This window comes from Herbaspirillum sp. GW103, from assembly GCF_000261365.1.
Lineage (GTDB): Bacteria > Pseudomonadota > Gammaproteobacteria > Burkholderiales > Burkholderiaceae_D > Herbaspirillum.
Window position 1 is genome coordinate 614,072 of record NZ_AJVC01000004.1, and the last position, 19,064, is coordinate 633,135.

The 19,064-nt window shown below is 64.1% G+C and carries 17 protein-coding genes; 14 read left to right on the forward strand and 3 right to left on the reverse strand.

Annotated features, from left to right (window positions below; genetic code table 11):
- The first annotated feature begins 23 nt into the window (after positions 1-23).
- Together GWL_RS14885 and GWL_RS14890 are read left to right on the forward strand one after the other, a co-directional pair.
- Positions 24-749 (forward strand): 4'-phosphopantetheinyl transferase superfamily protein, encoded by a 726-nt coding sequence (locus GWL_RS14885; RefSeq protein ID WP_008331603.1) that lies wholly within the window; start codon positions 24-26, stop codon positions 747-749.
- A gap of 88 nt (positions 750-837) precedes the next feature.
- A complete protein-coding gene (locus GWL_RS14890) occupies positions 838-1,596 on the forward strand; it encodes a hypothetical protein (protein ID WP_008331606.1) in 759 nt (252 codons plus the stop codon).
- Between the two features lie 232 nt (positions 1,597-1,828).
- On the opposite strand, the gene GWL_RS14895 is transcribed toward GWL_RS14890, so the two are convergent.
- Positions 1,829-2,899, reverse strand: a complete 1,071-nt coding sequence (locus GWL_RS14895; RefSeq protein WP_008331608.1) for a maleylacetate reductase — start codon at positions 2,897-2,899, stop codon at positions 1,829-1,831.
- A gap of 7 nt (positions 2,900-2,906) precedes the next feature.
- A complete protein-coding gene (locus GWL_RS14900; RefSeq protein WP_008331610.1) occupies positions 2,907-3,773 on the reverse strand; it encodes an intradiol ring-cleavage dioxygenase in 867 nt (288 codons plus the stop codon).
- 139 nt (positions 3,774-3,912) lie between these two features.
- Between GWL_RS14900 and GWL_RS14905 the strand changes: the two genes are divergently transcribed.
- The 12 genes from GWL_RS14905 (at position 3,913) to GWL_RS14960 (ending at position 17,330) form a co-directional block, all read left to right on the forward strand.
- On the forward strand, positions 3,913-4,830 hold the full coding sequence (locus tag GWL_RS14905; RefSeq protein WP_008331611.1) for a LysR family transcriptional regulator: 918 nt from the start codon (positions 3,913-3,915) through the stop codon (positions 4,828-4,830).
- Between the two features lie 101 nt (positions 4,831-4,931).
- Positions 4,932-5,525 (forward strand): chalcone isomerase family protein, encoded by a 594-nt coding sequence (locus GWL_RS14910; RefSeq protein WP_008331613.1) that lies wholly within the window; start codon positions 4,932-4,934, stop codon positions 5,523-5,525.
- 5 nt (positions 5,526-5,530) lie between these two features.
- Entirely contained in the window at positions 5,531-6,775 is a 1,245-nt protein-coding gene (locus GWL_RS14915; RefSeq protein WP_237713592.1) for an MFS transporter, read from the forward strand.
- A 30-nt stretch (positions 6,776-6,805) separates the two neighbouring features.
- Positions 6,806-8,380, forward strand: coding sequence for a cryptochrome/photolyase family protein (locus GWL_RS14920; RefSeq protein WP_008331624.1), 1,575 nt, complete (start codon positions 6,806-6,808; stop codon positions 8,378-8,380).
- 226 nt (positions 8,381-8,606) lie between these two features.
- Positions 8,607-9,248, forward strand: coding sequence for a response regulator (locus tag GWL_RS14925; RefSeq protein ID WP_008331625.1), 642 nt, complete (start codon positions 8,607-8,609; stop codon positions 9,246-9,248).
- Between the two features lie 29 nt (positions 9,249-9,277).
- The gene (locus tag GWL_RS14930; RefSeq protein WP_008331632.1) at positions 9,278-10,945 is read left to right on the forward strand and encodes an ATP-binding protein; all 1,668 of its coding nucleotides are present in this window, start codon (positions 9,278-9,280) and stop codon (positions 10,943-10,945) included.
- 37 nt (positions 10,946-10,982) lie between these two features.
- Entirely contained in the window at positions 10,983-11,357 is a 375-nt protein-coding gene (locus GWL_RS14935; protein WP_157174256.1) for an Hpt domain-containing protein, read from the forward strand.
- Positions 11,358-11,388: 31 nt separating this feature from the next.
- Positions 11,389-13,437 carry an ATP-binding protein gene (locus GWL_RS14940; RefSeq protein WP_008331636.1) on the forward strand — a complete coding sequence of 683 codons (2,049 nt, stop codon included), beginning with the start codon at positions 11,389-11,391 and terminating at the stop codon, positions 13,435-13,437.
- Entirely contained in the window at positions 13,358-13,675 is a 318-nt protein-coding gene (locus GWL_RS23930) for a response regulator (RefSeq protein WP_237713593.1), read from the forward strand. The genes GWL_RS14940 and GWL_RS23930 overlap by 80 nt, the downstream gene beginning before the upstream one ends.
- Before the next feature lie 154 nt (positions 13,676-13,829).
- On the forward strand, positions 13,830-15,584 hold the full coding sequence (locus GWL_RS14950) for a methyl-accepting chemotaxis protein (protein WP_008331638.1): 1,755 nt from the start codon (positions 13,830-13,832) through the stop codon (positions 15,582-15,584).
- Between the two features lie 14 nt (positions 15,585-15,598).
- The gene (locus tag GWL_RS14955) at positions 15,599-16,561 is read left to right on the forward strand and encodes a chemotaxis protein (protein WP_008331639.1); all 963 of its coding nucleotides are present in this window, start codon (positions 15,599-15,601) and stop codon (positions 16,559-16,561) included.
- A gap of 322 nt (positions 16,562-16,883) precedes the next feature.
- Positions 16,884-17,330 (forward strand): bacteriohemerythrin, encoded by a 447-nt coding sequence (locus GWL_RS14960; RefSeq protein WP_008331640.1) that lies wholly within the window; start codon positions 16,884-16,886, stop codon positions 17,328-17,330.
- Between the two features lie 30 nt (positions 17,331-17,360).
- On the opposite strand, the gene GWL_RS14965 is transcribed toward GWL_RS14960, so the two are convergent.
- A complete protein-coding gene (locus tag GWL_RS14965; protein ID WP_008331641.1) occupies positions 17,361-18,986 on the reverse strand; it encodes an EAL domain-containing protein in 1,626 nt (541 codons plus the stop codon).
- Positions 18,987-19,064: the final 78 nt, after the last annotated feature.

The following is a 19,064-nucleotide window of genomic DNA, read 5'->3' on the forward strand; positions in this document are numbered from 1 at the left end:
GCAAGCTGGGCAAGTAAGTCGTCATGGCCTTCACCGTAGCCTGGGTGGTGGATGGCCGCAGCTTCGTCGGCGCGGGCGCATGTTCCTCCACGCTGGCCCGACTGGCGGCGGTCCTGTCGCCCAATGAGCGCATGCGCCTGCAGGGTTTCCTGCGTCCGCAGCGTGCGGGCGAATTCCTGCTGGCCCGGCTGCTGATGCGCCATGCACTCATGCAGGTCAGTGGCTGCCGCCTGGACGACATCGCGGTAAGCGAGCCAGGCGGGGCCGCTCCGGTCGTGCGCATCGCAGGTGAGCTGGCCGATGGGGTCGGGCAGCCAGCGGTCAGCCTCTCGCACAGCCGCGGCTGGATCGCCTGTGCGGTAGGAGTGGGCACGCAGATCGGCGTGGACATCGAAGCTCCGGCGCCCGAACGCGACCTGTCGGCACTGGCGGAGCTGGCCTTCACACCGCATGAGTTGTCCAGCCTGGAAGGCCTCACCGGCGACCAGCGGGAAGCCGCCTTCTATCGGCTGTGGTGCGCCAAGGAGGCCGATTACAAATGCCGCCACAACGCCCGTCAGAACCAGGTTGCCTTGACTGGCGACGCTCCGTCCTTCCTGCATCATGAACCTGGGGCGCACTACCATCTGTGTCTCTGTACTACGGTGCCGGTGCGGCTGCACCCTGCGCAAGACATCGCGCTGCCGACCCTTCTGGAGCTTACCGGCAGCCAGAGCAACGCAACACCGCAGCAATACGACGGCGGCTAATACACCGCAAGACTGTCATCGCTGGACCGCAGTAAACCGCATCACCGAACAAGAACACTCAACCACGTAGACATATCAAGGGGAAAACATGTCCACATCACGCATCTGGCTGCTCGCAGCCGGCACACTTCTATTGACCACCGCCTGCTCCACGCCGGAAGAGCGCATGGCCAAGTTGCAAATCAAGCAGCAGCGGCTGGCAGTGAAGTCGCAGCAAGCAGCACAACGCGACGAATTGCGCACGAAGGCGGTGTCCGCCGCGGTGACCGACCAGCGCACGCCGTTGGAAAACGTCCTCAAGGCGCTTGGCAGTTGCGACGCCAGCTTCGCGGCGACGGTACGCCAGTTCTCCGGCGCGTTGCAACCGGCTTTCGTGGTCACCCTCAAAGGCCCGGTGGCCAGTATCGATGTCCCGGACCGTAGCACCGCAGGCCGCAACCACATCGCCGTAGCGGCCCCGGCACAGGCCTACGGACAAATCCTGAGCGGCTACTACGACGAACGCCTGGAAATCAACGGCCAGTTGCAGAAGATCAGCTGGGGTTTCTTCAGTCCGGCTACGCCGGAACAACTGGTCAAAGCCTTGGGTGCGGCCATCCCCAACTTCAAGCGCACCAGCCGCGAGCTGGAAGGCAACTACGTGCGCATGGAAATCTTTGATCGCGGCGGATGGCACCGCACCACGCGCTTTGAGCATTATCGGGCCCAGGCCAATGTACTGGGCGAGCGCTCCTTGGTCATTGAAGCTTCGCGCGATCCAGCTTTCCCGGGTAGTCGCATCGGCTGTTCAGTGCGTGGCACACAAGTAGCGCAGTTCCAGGACGAGCTGCGGCCAGAGGTGGATTAGGGCCTGTTCACATTCAATCTGTGAGATGCGTTGCCCCCAGAAGGCGTGGTGGCAAGGCGCGCGTCAGGGCTGGTGGTGGTGCCACCAGCCCTGACGTGCAACGCGGCCAGCGCGCCTTCTGGGGGCAACCCTCCGGGAGAGGCCGCCCGTGGCCTGGCCGATGTTCCTGGCCTGGCGGTCTCCTGGTAATCTGGACGTCGTCTATGCAAGCCTTGCACCGCCACACCATACGTCACTCAGGCGCATCCCCCTGCCAGGCACGCTCCAGCAAGGTCCGCAGCGCCGCGCGCTCCAGCGGACGCGGATTGGCATAGGCATTCTGCAAGGCGATGTCGGTGCAGCGATCCAGCGCCTCATAGGGCATACCCAGCTCGCGCAAGGACAACGGCGCCCGCAGCTTGCGCGCCAGCGCATGCAGCCCCTGCGCGGCATCGTCGGTGCCCAGTGCCCGTGCGATGCGCTGCATGGCCTGCGGTGCGGCCGGTGCATTGTAGGCCAGCGCATGCGGCAGGATCACGGTATGCGTCTGCGCATGCGGCAGGTTGTAACTGCCTCCCAGGGTGTGGCACAGCTTGTGATGCAGCGACATGCCCACATTGCCCAGCACCGTGCCGCACAGCCAGGCACCATACAGGCATTGACTGCGTGCCGCGAGATCATCACTGCGCACCAGCAGCTGCGGCAAACCCTCGGCCAGTGCGCGCAAGCCCTCTTCGGCCAGCAGCGACATGATGGGGTTGGCGTCCGGCGCATACAGGCCCTCGGCCGCATGTGCCATGGCGTTGATGCCACTGGTCACCGACAGCGGCAGCGGCAGGCCAAGACTCAATTCGGGATCATAGATGACCGTGCGCGGCAACACGCGCGCGGCGCGGCCGGTCTTCTTGAGACCCGCTTCGGTGATGCCGTAAATGGGCGTCATCTCGCTACCGGCATAGGTGGTCGGGATGGCCAGGATGGGCAGCTCGGATTCCAGTGCAATGGCTTTGCCCAATCCCATGGTGGACCCGCCCCCAATGGCGATGGCACAGTCCGCGCCCAGCGCCTGGGCCACCGACCGCGCGTGTCGTGCCGTCTCGATAGGCACGTGCATGACGGCCTGGTCGAATACCCCGGCGCAACGATCGCCAATCAGGGACGCCACGCGCTCGGCCTCGGCACGCTGGCCGGGCGTACACAGTACCAGGGCACGATGCGCGCCCAGAAGCTCGGTTTCTCGAACCAGATGTTGCAGGCTGCCGGCACCGAAGATGACACGGGCAGCAGCGCTGCTATAAGTGAAACTGGGCGCGGACAGGGACATGGCGGACTCAGGTGCGCTGGGGATTGAGGATGAAATCATAGTCCAGCGTGTAAAAGGGCTGGTCACACACCGTGCCATCGGGCGCGGTACCGGCCTCGTGGCGCGGCCAGTCGGCAATGAGGGTGGAGCGTACACCGAAGACGGCATCGGATTGCAGGTATTCATCGCCACGACGGAAGACGTGGGTAATCAGCGTCTCATAGCCCTCGGCCTGGATGCGGAAATGCAGGTGCGCCGGTCGCCACGGATGACGGCCCAGGGTCTCCAGCATCTTGCCCACCGGGCCGTCGTGCGGGATCGGATACGAATTGGCGAGGATGCTGCGGAAGTGGTAACGCCCGGCCGCATCGGTATGAAGCGTACCGCGCGCCTGCAACTGCGCCAGGTCCGGATACTGCACGTCATAGAAACCATCCTCATCGGCTTGCCAGACTTCCATCCTGGCGTTGGCAACGGCTTGGCCATCCAGACCGCGTACGCTGCCGCTGACGAAGCAGGGCTGCCCCTTGGCCCCGTTGGAAATATCCGCCCCCAGCGGATAAACCGGGGAGTCCTCCACGTGGAAAGGACCGAACACGGTCGCCTCGGTGCAGCCGGCCGGCTTGTGGTGCTGCTGTGCCATCACCAGCGTGGACAGCCCGAGCGTGTCGGAGAGCAGAATGAATTCCTGGCGCTTGTCCGAACACAGTTGCCCGGTCTCGGTGAGGAAACGGATGCCCGCAAACCACTCCTCCTCGGTCAGCCTGACTTCGCGCGCAAAGGCATGCAGATGCTGCACCAGGCTGGTCACGATCTGCCGCAGGCGTTCATCGGCCATGCCGGCATGGCGCGCCAGGACGGCCTGGGTGATGGTGTCTTCGTTGAGATTGAGCATGGTCTCCTCGGCGATGGGGAAAATGGTTTTGATTTTTTCGCTGAGCGGTAATATAGGTCTTATTTTTCTGCAGATATATGACGAATGTGGAAAACTGTTTTCCACTTCGGACTGCCCACCTCGCCAGGAAAGCCGCCCCATGGACCGCTGGAATCAATTCGAACTCTTCGTGCAGGTAGCCGAGCTGGGCAGTCTCTCGCGCGCGGCCGAAGCGCTGGGCATGTCCAATGCCGCCGCCAGCCGCAGCCTGGCGGCGCTGGAAGAACGCCTGGGCGCACGTCTGGTGGAACGCAGTACGCGCCGCCTGGGCCTGAGCCAGGCCGGCGAGAGCTTCTACCGCCAATGCAAGGCGGCACTCACGCAGATGAAGGAAGCCGAAGCCCTGGTCAACGCCAACAGCGTCGCACCGGGCGGACTGCTGCGGGTGACCTCCTCGCTGTCCTTCTGCATGAAGCACATCAGCCCGCTGCTGCCACGCTTTCATCGGCTCTATCCGGACATCACCCTCGACGTGGTCTCGGCCAACCGCTACGTCGACCTGCTCGACAGCGGCATCGACGTGGCCATCCGTACCCGCGAGTTCGAGCCGGATTCCAACATCGCCGTGCGCCGCCTGGCGGCCACCCGCCGCATCCTGGCCGCCTCCCCCGGCTACCTGGCCGCGCGCGGCGTACCACGGTCGCTCGAAGAGCTGGCCGCGCATGACCTGCTGGTGTACAGCCACGCCAACCACCCCAACCAGCTGCGCTTCACCCATCGCGACGGCCATGAACGGCAGCTGGACATCAGCGCCCTGATGCAATCCAACGACGGCCAGATCATCCGCGCCGCCGCGCTGGAGGGACTGGGCATCCTGATCCAGCCCAACTACATCATCTATGACGACGTCGTCGCAGGCCGCCTGGTCCCGGTGCTGGACGAATGGGACTTGCCTCGCCTGACCATCAACATCGCCTACCAGGGCCGCAAGCACCTGCCGGCCAGGGTGCGCGTGTTCGTCGACTTCCTCCTGCAGCACTTCGCGGAAATGGACTATGAGCGCAAATGGACGCGCTGAGCAACGTGTCAATACCGATTGGTAAATATTAAATACCAATTGGTAGCTTTTATCTTATACTGGTAATCCCCTGGTCACCCAAAGTGTTGAGGAGACTCCCGATGCCCGACGCTACCGTTGCCCCCCTCGAACTGCCGCGCCAAGCGCACCGACAGCGCCTGCAACTGTTCTGCTGCATGCTGCTGCTGGCGCTGGCGGCCCTGTGCCCGGGCCGCGCTGCCCATGCCAGCGAGCCCTGGCGCGAAGCCCTGCCCGCCCGGGTTGAGCGGCTCGGCAGCGGCACCATGACCTGGCTGGGTTTCCGCATCTATCATGCCACCCTGTGGGCAGCACAAAAGCCGCTGGATGAAAACCAGCCCTTTGCCCTGCAGCTGGATTACCAGGTCAAGATCAGCCGCGACAAGCTGGCTTCCACCTCCATCGATGAAATCAAACGCATGAGTCCGGCCCCCATCGCCGGCCCGACCCTGGCGCGCTGGAAGAGCGAGCTGGAGAGCGCCTTCGTGGACGTGGCCGATGGCGATGAACTGGTCGGCGTCTATCTGCCCCGGCGCGGCATGCGCCTGTATGACCGCAACCGGATGCTGGCCGAGATCGCCGATCCGGAACTGGCGCGCTCCTTCTTCAACATCTGGCTGGGCCAGCCCAGCCGTGACGACAAGCTGCGTCGCCGCCTGCTCGGGGAGATACCTTGAGCGCAGTGATGGAGCCCTCCTGCGCGCCGCGCTCGCGGGCCGGCAATGCCGCCTATGGCATGCTGGGCGCACCGCTGGCCATGGCGGCGCTGCCACTGTTCGTGCAGATCCCGGCCTACTACGCCAGCCACGTCGGCGTGGCGCTGGCGCCGCTGGGTTGGGTGCTGTTTGCGGCGCGCCTGCTGGACATGCTGCAAGATCCCCTTTTCGGTCACTTGCTGGACCGCTCGGCGCAACGGCAGAAGCGCTGGATGGCCGCCGCAGGCGTGGTGCTGACATTTGCCTTCATATGCCTCTGGAAGCCCCCCGCCACGCCCCAGGCCGCCATGGTGTGGCTGGTCGGCATGCTGGTGCTGGCCTACGGCGCCCACAGCATGTTGAGCATCGCCTATCTGTCCTGGGGCTCGCGCCTGCCGGAACAGGGCATGCGCGCCGTCGCCTGGCGTGAAGGTGCGGGCCTGGCCGGGGTGATCGTCGCCAGCGTGATACCGGTCGGCATCCTGGCCGCAGACCCGGCATTGATCGACCAGCGCATCACCTGGTATTGCCTGTTCTTCACTGCCGTACTGGGCGGTGCGCTGTTGCTGCTGCTGCGCCAGCCGGCGCCAGCGATGACGGCGCAGGGCCAGCGCTGGGCGGTGTCGCTGCGCGGGCTGTGGGCCAACCGGGCGTTTCGCGCGCTATTGCCGCCCTACCTGCTCAATGCCCTGTCGGCTGCCGTTCCGGCGACACTGGCGCTGTTCTTCATCGAGGATCAATTGCAGGAGCGCGCACTGGCCGGCGTCTTCCTGGCGACCTATTTCGGCGCAGCCGCGCTGGGGCTGCCACTCTGGAGCGCCCTGGCACGCCGCATCGGACCGATCGCCTGCTGGCGCCAGGCCATGCTGCTGTCCATCGTCGGCTTCGTCGCTGCGGTTCTGCTGGGGCCGGGCGAGCGCTGGGCGTTTCTCGCCGTATGCCTGGCCACCGGCGCGGCACTCGGTGCGGACCTGCTGCTGCCACCGGTCCTGCTGGCGCGCGTGGTCACCCAGCCTGGATCGGTGGGCAGCGCCTTCGGCATCCTCACCATGCTGGGCAAGCTGGCCCTGGCACTGGCGGGCATCGCCCTGCCGCTGTTGTCGGCGCTCGGTTACCACCCGGGCCAGGGACCCAGCAGCAGCCTGCCGCTGGTCTATGCGGCGCTGCCCTGCGTGCTGAAACTGGCGGCTTTTCTGGTGCTGGGGCGCTATGGTCGCCAGCATCCCGCATGATCGGTCTTCCGCTCTACCGTTTTACCCACCATGACTAAAAATTCCAACGCGCCATCGCACCCGGCATCCACCCTGCGCCTGCTCCTGGGCGACCAGTTGAATCCACAGCACTCCTGGTTCGACCAGGTCGATCCCGAGGTGGTCTACGTGCTCATGGAAGTGCGCTCCGAGACCGACTACGTGCTGCACCACGCGCAAAAGATCCTGGCCATCTTCGCCGCCATGCGGGCCTTCGGTGAGCAGTTGCGCCAGGCCGGTCATCGGGTGCGCTACATCCGGCTGGACGATCCCTGCAACCGGCAGTCGCTGGTCGATAACCTCGATGCCCTGGCGGTCCACTACCAGGCCCGTCAGGTGCAATGGCAGGCACCGGATGAATGGCGGGTCGACCAGACGCTGCAGCAGTGGGGTCAGGCCTGGGCGAGCACGCATCAGGGCGAGATTGCCGTGTGCGACAGCGAGCATTTTCTCACCGCGCGCCACGAACTGCCGCGCCTTTTCGCCGGCCGCAAGCAGTGGTTGATGGAGCATTTCTACCGACAGATGCGACGGCGCTTCGAGCTCTTGCTCGATGGCGATGGCAAGCCCGCAGGCGGCCAATGGAATTTCGACCACGACAACCGCAAGCGCTGGCCCGGCGACCCGCCCGAACCCGCGGACTGGCGTCGGCCGCACGATCACGCTGCGCTGTGGGACATGCTGCAGGCCCAGGGTGTGCGCAGTTTCGGCAACGCCCAGGCCACGCAACTGCGCTGGCCGCTGGACCGCACCGAAGCCCTGCAACATCTGGATCACTTCATCAGCACCGTGCTGCCGCATTTCGGCGACTACGAAGACGCCATGAGCAGCCAGGCGCAGCGGCTGTTCCATTCGCTGCTCTCGTTCGCCCTCAACGTCAAGATGCTGCATCCCCTGGAAGTGGTGCGCCGCGCCGAAGAAGCCTATCGCGAAGGACGGGCGCCGCTGGCGGCAGTGGAAGGATTCATTCGCCAGATCATCGGCTGGCGTGAATATGTACGCGGCATCTACTGGTCGCAGATGCCCGGCTATGACCAGCGCAACGCCCTGGGCCATCGCCTGCCCCTGCCGGCCTGGTTCTGGAGCGGACAGACGCGCATGAACTGCCTGCGCCACGCCATCGGCCAGTCGCTGGAGACGGCCCACGCCCATCACATCCAGCGCCTGATGGTGATCGGCAACTTCGCCCTGCTGGCCGGGCTCGATCCCCGGGAGCTGCACCACTGGTATCTGGGCATCTATATCGATGCCTTCGAATGGGTGGAGCTGCCCAACACCCTGGGCATGAGCCAGTGGGCCGACGGCGGCATCATCGCCACCAAACCGTACGTGAGCAGCGCCGCCTACATTGGCCGCATGAGCGACTACTGCCAGGGCTGCGCCTACGATCCAAAGCAGAAGACCAGCGCGAATGCCTGCCCCTTCAATGCCCTCTATTGGGACTTCTTCCTGCGCCACCAGTCCACCTTCGGCAACAACCCGCGCATGGGCATGGCCTACCAGCAGCTCAGAAAAATGCAGAGCGCCGATATCGAGGCCCTGCAACAACGCGCCGCCGATCTGCGCAACCAGCTCGATACCCTCTGAGCCCCGCACCGACAGGCGCTCCCAGCGCATGGTAATGGCTGCCAAAGCCGGTAAAAGCAGGCAAAATACACAAAATCTGACGAACTCACGAAATTCTCTGCATAATGGGCCTTCAAAGCATTGCCCATGGGCAGCAGTGTTGCTTTTCGTCGAAAAACGATTATATCGAATTCAAATTCTATCTAATGAATTTGATTTATTTGTGTAAAATACCGATAATGGATTTATGAAAACCGCAAAGACAACCAGTTCCGAGGTATGCACCACGCAGGAAGCGGCGCACATCCTGGGCATCTCGGTGTCCTCCGTCCAGCAGTTGGTGGAGGCCGGCATCATCGAGGCCTGGAAGACCAAGGGCGGCCACCGCCGCATCCCGCTGGCGGCCGTGCATGCCTACAAGTCCACCCCCGGCTCGTCCTCGGGCGGCGAGGCAGGCGAACACGGACGCGCCAGCCCGGCGCCACGTGCCGGCAACGGCCGCACCGCGGTGCTGGTGATCGAGGACAACCGCCTGCAGCGCGAGCTGTATGCCAGTGCCCTCGGTTCCTGGGGCCTGCCGCTGGACCTGGTGTATTGCGACAACGGTTACAAGGCGCTGCTGGAGATCGCGCGCAGCAAACCCGACGTGGTGCTGGCCGATATCGTGATGGAAGGCATGGATGGCTACGAGGTGGTCAAGACCATCCTCCACGACCCGGAGCTCAAGGATGTGAGCATCGCCATCGTCAGCAGCCTGGACGGCGAAGAGATGGCCATGCGCGGTGGTATTCCGGCCGGGGTGGTGTTCTTCTCCAAACCGGTCAATTTTGATGAATTGCGCGGTTACATGCGGGCCTGCTGTGCCCGCAGGGAGCGCGAAACCCGCTAAGGGACCAACGAAGAAAGGCCAGCAGTGCCATGGATGACCGGAAACACCCCCCTCTGCCCCTCCGGTTCGCGCGCATCGATCTGCGCCTGGCCCTGGGCCTGTTTTCCCTGCTGCTGATCTGCGGTCTGTGGCTGGCGGCATTCAAGGAGCTCGACGCCAGCCGCGAAAACCACCTGCAAGATGCCCGCCGCGACGCCCAGTCGCTCTCGCGGCTGTTCCTCGAACACGCCTACCGCACCATCGAGGCAGCCGACCAGGCCGCCGTCTACCTGCGCTACCGCTATGCCGAGCGCGGCCAGTCGCTGGACCTGGCCACCGAGATCGCCAATGGCCTGGTGGCGCGCAATGTCTACAACCTCTTCACCGTCGTCAATGCCAAGGGCGACGTGGTGCTCTCCAGCAAACCCTTCACCCCGCTGAATCTGTCGGACCGTGAGCACGTACAGGTGCACATGCACGGGGGGGAGGACAAATTCTTCATCAGCAAGCCGGTACTGGGGCGCGTCTCGCACAAGTGGTCGCTGCAGCTGACCCGGCGCATCAACCGACCCGATGGCGGCTTTGGCGGTGTGATCGTGGTGTCCATCGATCCCCAGTATTTCACCAGCCTGTACCACCAGATCGATGTCGGCCACCATGGCGTCATCACCCTGGTCGGTGCCGATGGCGTCGTACGCGTGCGCCGTACCGGCGACATGGATGCCATGGGTGAGCAGATCAACGGCGGCAAGGTCTATGCCGCCATGCTGGCGCAGGGCAATGGCGTGATCGATGCGGTCAGCCGCATCGATGGCCGCGAGCGCATCTATGCCTTCCGCAAGCTCAACGACTATCCGCTCTATGCCTCGGTGGGCATCGACATCGAAGAACGCCTGGCCCCCTATTATCGTGAGCGCAACCGCACCCTGGCACTGGCCTCGCTGATCACGCTGGCGGTGCTGGTCTTCAATGCGGTGCTGATCTGGATGGCCGGCTCGCTGGTCAGAAGCCGCCAGGATGCCATGCAGGCCAGCCAGGCCAAGTCGCGCTTCCTGGCCAACATGTCGCATGAATTCCGCACGCCGCTCAATGGCGTGCTGGGCTATTCGGATGCCCTGCGCGAGGAACTGGGCGAGTCCCCCCTGGCGCAATATGCCACGGCCATCCATGACAGCGGCAACCGCCTGCTGGAGCTGGTCGACGCCATCCTTGAAGTCACCGCCCTGGAAGACCGCCGGGTGAGCGTCCATCGCGAGCCCGAGAATATCCGCGAACTGGTCGGCCAGGCCATGGCGCGCCATTACCAGGCTGCCCAGGCCAAGGGCCTGCTGCTGGAATGCCGCATCACCGACGAGGTTCCGCAGATCATCGTGTGCGACCAGCGCAAGACGCTGCGCGTGCTGGAAAACCTGATCGGCAATGCCGTGCGCTACACCGATACCGGCCGCGTCATGGTCGAAGTCGACCGCGCCGGCAATGAGTTGGCCATTCGCATCAAGGACACCGGCATCGGCATTCCCGCCGGGCAACGCGATACCATCTTCGAGAAGTTCACCCAGGCCGACGACAGCGAACGACGCGCCAAGGACGGCGCGGGCCTCGGCCTGACCATCGCGCAACGGCTGGTGACGCTCATGGGAGGCCAACTCATGTTACAGTCCGAGCAACACCAAGGATCGACATTCAGCTTCACATTGCCGCTGCAAGAGCCGAAGTAAAACGGCCGCGACCAGATCAGGACAGAGGGGGAATACCGTGCCATTGGGCCAGTCACTGAGCCACTATCATCATATTGACCCGAGCCAGCTGCTGGAGGCCGTGGGCGGCGATGCCGCGACCGTGGCCGCGCTGGCGCGCACCTTCGTCGATAGTGCCCCGCCCATCTTCGCCCGGCTGGAGCAGGCCGCGCTGGACGGCAATGCCGAGCGCAGCCGACACGAAAGCCATAGCCTCAAGGGCATGAGCGCCATGTTCCAGGCCGATGTGCTCACGGCGCTGCTGCAGCAGACCGAGCAGGCCGCCCGCAACGGCCAGCCACCGCGCCCGGAAGAACTGGTGCAACTGCAGACCAGCTTTGCACTGGTACTGGACGAAATCGGGCGCTGCGCGCGCTCCCTCGCGCAGCCCTGACCCGCGAGGGCCAGCCAGCCCCTGCCTGCCCATGACGCCACCCACGCCCGCCCCGCCGCGCATCCGCAAGTCCGCCCTCACCCTGGGCGGGTTGCTGCTGGGGTTGCTGGCGAGCACCGTCTTCATCTCGGGCGCACTGCTGTACCGCGCCAGCCTCAACGACTGGCGCAATGACCTGGCCACGCTCTCCACGGTACTGGCCGAAAGCACCTCGCAGACCATCTCCTCGGCCCGCCTGGTCCTCGACAGCATCCAGTCCGACATCGAAGCAGCCAACGTCAGCAACGACGCCCAGCTCTACGAGCACGTCAGCAGTGCCGCGTATTCCCAGACCATGCGCGAGAAGATCCGCGGCCTGCCCTTCATCTCGGGCATCGGCATCAGCAATGCCCAGGGCCGCATCATCGGCCTGTCGCGTACCTTCCCGCCACCACCGCTGGATCTGACCGACCGCGACTATTTCCTTCATCACAGCAGGAATGCCTCGCGTGAGGATTTCCTGAGCGAAACCGTCAATTCACGGGCCGCCGGTGTGCCGACCTTCTATCTGAGCCGCCGCATCAATGACCGCCAGGGACGCATGCTGGCCATCGTGGTGGTCGCCCTGCCGTGTTCGTTCTTTGAAGATTTCTTCGCTGCCGTTACCAAGGACAAGCCCTTCTCCATCCTGCTGGCGCGCCTGGACGAGAAACCGCTGATCACCACCGCCTTGGCACACGACACCTCAGCGCAGCGCGACATCCGCCCCCTGGCCGACCTGCACGCGTCACGCCCGGCCGACAGCGACGGCAAGCAGCCCTATTACTTCATGCAGTCGCACTGGCTGGGCATCCACCGACCGGTGCGCAATGCGCCGATGTATCTGGAAATCGGCGTGACCGACAAGGTCTATTTCGGGGAATGGCTGGAATCCATGTATCCCTTGATGCTGGTAGCGGTGATCAGCCTGATCGGCCTCATCGGCGGCTTTGGCGTAGCCCTGCGTCAAGTGCAGCGGCGTGAGCAGGACGCCCAGCTGGCCTTGCAGTTGAAGGAAGAAGCCGACCATGCCAATGAAGCCAAGTCGCGCTTCCTGGCCATGGTCAGCCATGAAATCCGCACCCCCATGAATGGCATCCTGGGCTTGTCCGAATTGCTGATGGAGTCGGGGCTGTCAAACAAGCAGCGACACTATGCCGACAGCATCCACAATGCCACCGGCGGACTGGTGCGCATCATCAACGACATCCTGGATTTTTCCAAGATCGAATCGGGCAAGCTCGACCTGGAAGGCGTGGCCTTTCATCCGGCGCGGCTGGTGCGCGAGCTGGCCGAGCTGTACCGGCCCTCGATCCACAACAAGGACGTGCAACTGGACGTGCGCATCGATTGTGACGAGGCGCTCTGCCTGGTCGGGGACCCCTCGCGCCTGAAGCAGGTGCTGGGCAACCTGCTGAGCAATGCCATCAAGTTCACCCAGGCCGGCTACGTGCGGCTGAGCATGTCGGCCCACCGTGAAGAATCCAGCCCGCAACGCTGGCGACTCTTCTTTGCCATTGCCGACAGCGGCATCGGCATTTCTCCCGAGTCCCTGGCCCAGTTGTTCCAGCCCTTCACCCAGGCCGATTCCTCGATTTCACGCCGCTTCGGTGGTACCGGGCTGGGTCTGGCCATCAGCAAGAACCTGGTGGAACTGATGGGCGGCAAGATCGCCTGCCAGAGCGTGCCGGGACAATCCACCAAGTTCAGTTTCGATATCCTCTGCCCGGAGGGCGTGGCACCGGCGCCTGAACCGGTGAGCGAGGCGGCTGCACCTGCGCCCGCTACCGCGCTGGCGACGACAGCGCCGGCTTTGCCGCCTGCCGCCGAGGCGCCGGGTACGCTCATGCCCCCCGACAACGCTCCCCAGCCGCCATCCAATGTCGATGCGTCGGCGACAGTACTCCCCTCGCTGCTGGCGGGGCGCCCGCATCCTGGTGGCCGAGGATACCGAGATCAACCGGCAACTGCTGCGCATCCTGCTGGCGCGGCGCGGCTGCATCCTGCAGGAAGTCGAAAACGGCCAGCTGGCCTTGGAGGCAGTGCGCAACGGCAGCTATGACCTGGTGCTCATGGACTGCATGATGCCCATCATGGACGGTTACCAGGCCACCGCCGAGATCCGCGCCTACGAACAGGCCCAGGGACGTCCGCGCACCCCCATCGTGGCGCTGACCGCCAGTGCCATCGAGGGCGACCGCCAGCGCTGCCTGGATGCCGGCATGGACGACTACCTCAGCAAGCCCTTCACCCAGGTCGGCTTGATGAATACCGTGGAAAAATGGCTGCACAAGACATGAATGCAGCAAACCTGAGTTGAATTCAGGAAATTCCCTAAGAAAATAAAACAACTGATTAAATCGATTTATTTGATTTATTTGCTGAAGCCACTTATGATGGTTCCTGAGCGCACACCTTTATTCCTATATCGCGCCCACATCAGGAGTCGTCATCATGAAATGGTTCTACGATCTCAAAATTGCCAGCAAGCTCAACGCAGCCTTCCTGGTTGTGCTGCTGTTCATTGTCGCGCTCGGGGGCTTCTCGGTTGCGCAACTGGCCGAGGTGAACAAGGCGGCCAACGATGTGTCTGCCAACTGGCTTCCCAGCATCAATACCTTGTCCCGGATCAGCCTGGCGCTGGCCCGCTCGCGCAGCTTCGACATGCAGCAGTTGCTGACCGATGACAAGAAGGAAGAACAGGCTTCCCGCGAGCGCGCCGCGAAGCAGATGGACATCCTTGCCAAGGAAATGACGCACTACGGCACGCTGGTATCGGAACCGCGCGAAAAGGAAATTTATCCGGATCTGCAGCGCAATATCGCGGCCTACCAGGATGCCCATGTGCGCATGACGAAGCTCTTCGAGCAAGGCCAGAAGCCGGCTGGTCACGATGTACTCAATACCATCTCCACCCCGGTCTACCGCAAGCTGCAGGACCAGATCAATGAACTGACCACGGTCAACATCAAGGGCGCAGCCGCCTCCGAGGTGCAGGCGCGCCAGGTCTACGAGCGCGCACGGCTTGCCATCATCGGACTGATCACCAGCTGCATCGCGCTGGCCATGCTGCTGTCGTGGTGGATTGCCCGCCTGGTATCCCGTCCCCTGGTCAATGCCGTAGCCATTGCCCGCCAGGTGGCTGAAGGCGACCTGACCGCCCATATCCCGGAGAACACCGGTCGCGACGAAACCGCCCAGTTGACGGCTGCGCTCAAGCAGATGAATGACAACCTGCTCAAGATCGTCCAGGAAGTGCGCGTGGGCACCGACACCATCAGCACCGCTTCGGCCGAAATCGCTACCGGCAACATGGACCTGTCCTCCCGTACCGAACAGCAGGCCGGCGCCCTGGAAGAAACCGCCTCGGCCATGGAAGAACTGACTTCCACCGTGCGCCAAAACTCCGACAATGCCCGCCAGGCCAACCAACTGGCGGTCTCGGCCTCCGAGGTGGCCCAGGCTGGAGGCCAGGTAGTGGGCAAGGTTGTTCATACCATGGATGCCATCAATGAATCGTCGCGCAAAATCGTGGACATCATCGCGGTCATCGACGGCATTGCCTTCCAGACCAACATCCTGGCCCTGAATGCGGCCGTGGAAGCGGCCCGTGCCGGGGAACAGGGACGCGGTTTCGCGGTGGTGGCCTCGGAAGTACGTTCGCTGGCCCAGCGCAGCGCATCGGCGGCCCATGAAATCAAGGCGCTCATCGACGACTCGGTGGCCAAGGTCGACACCGGCACCAAGCTGGTCGGCGAAGCCGGCCAGACCATGGACGAGGTGGTGGCCAGCGTCAAGCGCGTCTCCGACATCGTCGCCGAGATCACCGCTGCCGGCGCCGAGCAGAGCCAGGGTATCGAACAGATCAACAATGCCGTCACGCAGATGGATGAAAATACCCAGCAGAACGCTGCCCTGGTCGAACAGGCTGCCGCGGCCGCCAAGGCCTTGCAGGAACAGGCGGCACGCCTGAGCCAGACGGTCGGCGTGTTCCGCTTGGATGACAGGCACGTGGCGGCATCTGTACAAGCCGCCCCAGTCCGGCCTGCCCGGGCGGCCAGCGCCCCGCGTGACATTACCCCGGCACGTCCGGCGGTGGCTGCGCCACGCGCCAGGAACATCGCCCAGCCTGCGCCTGCCGCCCGTCCCGGTGCCCAGGCCAGGAGCCAGCATGACAGCGCCGACAACGGCGACTGGGAACAATTCTGATCCTTGAGGACGATATGGACGCCTTCCAAAAAGAAATCGACGAACGTACCAACCTGACCTCCAGCAACAAGTTCGAACTGCTGCTGTTCCGCCTCGGCACCCCGGACGGCAGCACCGACAAGCCGGGCGAGCTGTATGGCATCAATGTCTTCAAGATCCGCGAGATCGTGCCCATGATGGACATCACCGCTGCGGCCGGCATGCGCTCCCCGATGCTGGGCATGGTCAACATCCGCGGCCAGGTGATGTCGGTGGTGGACCTGCCGGCGGTGGCCGGATGCAAGCCGGGCCATGGCTTCAACATCCTGCTCATCACCGAGTTCGCCCGGCATACCCAGGCCTTCGCGGTGGAATCGGTAGAGGAAATCGTGCGCCTGGACTGGAGCCAGGTCCTGCCGGCTGACTCCCATGCTTCCGGCAGCGTGGTCACCAGCATCGCCCGCCTCGACTCGGCCCAGGATGGCGGTCGCCTGGTGCAGGTACTGGACGTGGAGCAGATCCTCAACATGATCTCGCCGGTCAAGGAACAGATCGAGCCGGTCCCGGCCGGCAGCAATGAACTGAAGATCAAGCCGGGCTCGGTCGTGCTGGCCGCTGACGATTCACGCATGGCACGCGCCCTCATCGAGCAGTGCCTGACCGATCTCAAGCTGCCCTACGTGATGACCACCGACGGCGTGCAAGCCTGGAAGAAACTCCAGGAGCTGGCCCGCCAAGCCGAACAGGAAGGCAAGCCGCTCACCGACAAGGTCGCCATGGTGCTGACCGACCTCGAGATGCCGGAGATGGATGGCTTCACCCTGACCCGCAAGATCAAGGCTTCGGACCTCTACAAGCAACTGCCGGTGGTGATCCATTCTTCACTGACCGGTGCCGCCAACGAAGACCATGTGCGTTCGGTGGGCGCCAATGGTTACGTCGCCAAGTTTTCCCCGCCTGAACTGGCAGCAATGCTGCGCAAGGTGCTGCCCCCCTGACGGCACCTACTGCAGAGCCAGGAACGGCGCTTTTTACAAGCGCACGGCCGACGCCCGGTCGGCCGGCAAGACCCGCCCCACGCCACCCCTGACGGTGCCGTGGGGCTTTTTCATGGAGATCGCGGGCGCGCGTGGCCGTGCGCGCCGAGCCACCCCGAACTACCGACCAATCCTGATCGGCTTGAGCTATCTCAAATTATTTCGAGACCAGACTTCTAGAATCGGACATGAACATCCCTGTGGCAGGTCGTGCGTCTGCCGCTGCCGTGGATGTCTGCGTTGCGACCCGCGTGCGGTCGCGCCCTGCCTCAGGAGGCTGGTCATGGTTCCCTCTGCCGATCGTGTCGTATCCCTCGCCCCGAGCGGCGACAACCCGCCGCTGGCGCAACGCATCCCGGCCCTGCTGGCCGAGATGGATGCCGAACATCGCGAAGTGCTGGAGAGCGTGGCCGCCCTGGCGGTGGTACCGCCCACGCAATTCGCCGCAGCCTATGGCGCACTGGTGGCGCAGATCGAACAGGGATTCCGGGAAGAAGAAAAGATGATGGACGCCATCGGCTACAGCGAGATCCGCGCCCATCGCCGCGACCACGCCGAGCTGCTGGCGCTGCTGCACCGTCTGCGGCCCTATCTGGAGGACGGCAACGCGCCGCTGGCCGATATTGTCATGGGCATGATCCCGGCCATGCTGGTACGGCACATGGCGGGCATGGACCAGGCGCTGGCACTGGCCTTGCGCATGCAGGGCGGCGCAGCGGAGCGGCACTGAGCCAGCATTGCGCCGGCGACGGCGTGCGACTCAGGCGTTCAGTGCGGTGGAGGTGGCAGCCTGGGGCCCGCGGATGAGCTCAGGCCCGCTGCCGTAATCGGCCAGCGTGGCCCGGTAGAAATCAATGAAATCGGCCGCCGGCAAGGGTTGGGCAAACAGCCAGCCCTGGGCGAAGTCGACCCCGTGCTCGCTCAGGTAGGCGGCCTGTTCCAAGGTTTCCACGCCCTCGGCGACGATGTAGAGATGCAGGCTCTTGGCCATGGCGATGATGTGATCGATCACCGCACTGGTGGCCGCACCGGTGCCGATGGTGCTGACGAAGGACTTGTCGATCTTGAGCGCATCCATGGGCAGGCCCTGCAAATACTGCAGGTTCGAATAGCCGGTGCCGAAATCATCGAGCGCCATCGAATGCCCCAACTCACGCGCCCGCGCCAGCGTCACCCGGGCCGAGGCGATATCCATGCAGCCGCGTTCGGTGGCTTCCATCCACAACTGTTCGGTACGGATATCGGTACCGGCCAGCATCTGGCTGACCACATCGATGATGCGACCGGTCTTGATATCCTGGGCGGCGACATTGACGGCCACGTGCAGGGCGCGGTCGGCGCGCAGGGTATCGCCCAGCTCGGCCAGCACGGCCGCGATGACCTGGTCGGTCATGGGCAGGATCAGACCGCTCTCCTCGGCCAGCGGCACGAACAAGTCGGGCCGCACCATGCTGCCGTCCGGGCGACGCCAGCGAATCAGTGCTTCGGCGCCAACGCAGCGCCCGGTGGCCAGCTCGATGATGGGCTGGTAGAAAACGATGAATTCACGCTTGCGCACGGCCAGTTGCAGTTCCGCCAGCGGCGACAGGCGCGCCTGCGACACGCGCAGCACCAGCAGCACCAGGACCAGCCCCAGCAGCACGCCAGCGGGCAGGAACCACTGCTGCTCTCCCGTCATGGCCTCCAGTACCTGCTGTCCATCGATGATGGCCGCAGCGGTCCAGCCATCGCGACTGACGGTGGAGACAAAGAACCCGTCGAAATCCTGGGTACCCAGACCACCCAGCGCCCGCCCTGCCATGCCCGCCGACAACGGCACGCCGTACTGCGCCACCAGCCCGAAGCCATTGCGCGCCAGCACCACATGCACGCCATCTTCCAGGACCACATCGACGAAGCGTTCACGCTGCACCAGGGCCACATGGGCTCCGTACTGGATGGCCATCATGCTGGGGCCGTCGGTGACAAAGGACGGCTGTTCCAGCGCCACACCGATGCCGTCACGGGTCGTGAACTGCGGCTCAGGCTGGGCCCGCCGCAGCGCCTGACCACGCCGGTCCCAGGAAGTGCACTTGAGCTGGCCGTATTCGTAATAACCCATTTCCTCGATGGTGCCGGAATGGACGGCAATGAGCCGCATCTGGGCAATGTGTTCATCCGAACAGGGAAAGAGCAGCAGCGGCGAGAGCGATTTCAGGGAGCGCTGGGCGTTCTGGAAGGTGGCTTCGGCGCGCTCCACGACGGTCTCGGCGTAGCGCGTCAGGCGCTCATGCTCGGACTGGATCACCGCCTGGCGCGACAGCCACAGCATGCCGATCACCGGCATCGTCGCGGCCACGACGGTGGCGATGATGGTCAGCAGCACCACCTTGTTCTTGTTGCTCACGTCTGCCCCCCTTGCGCCGCGCCTTGGCGACGGCCCGTCCGAATCGACTATTCCATGTCCATGCTCATCATTAGACCT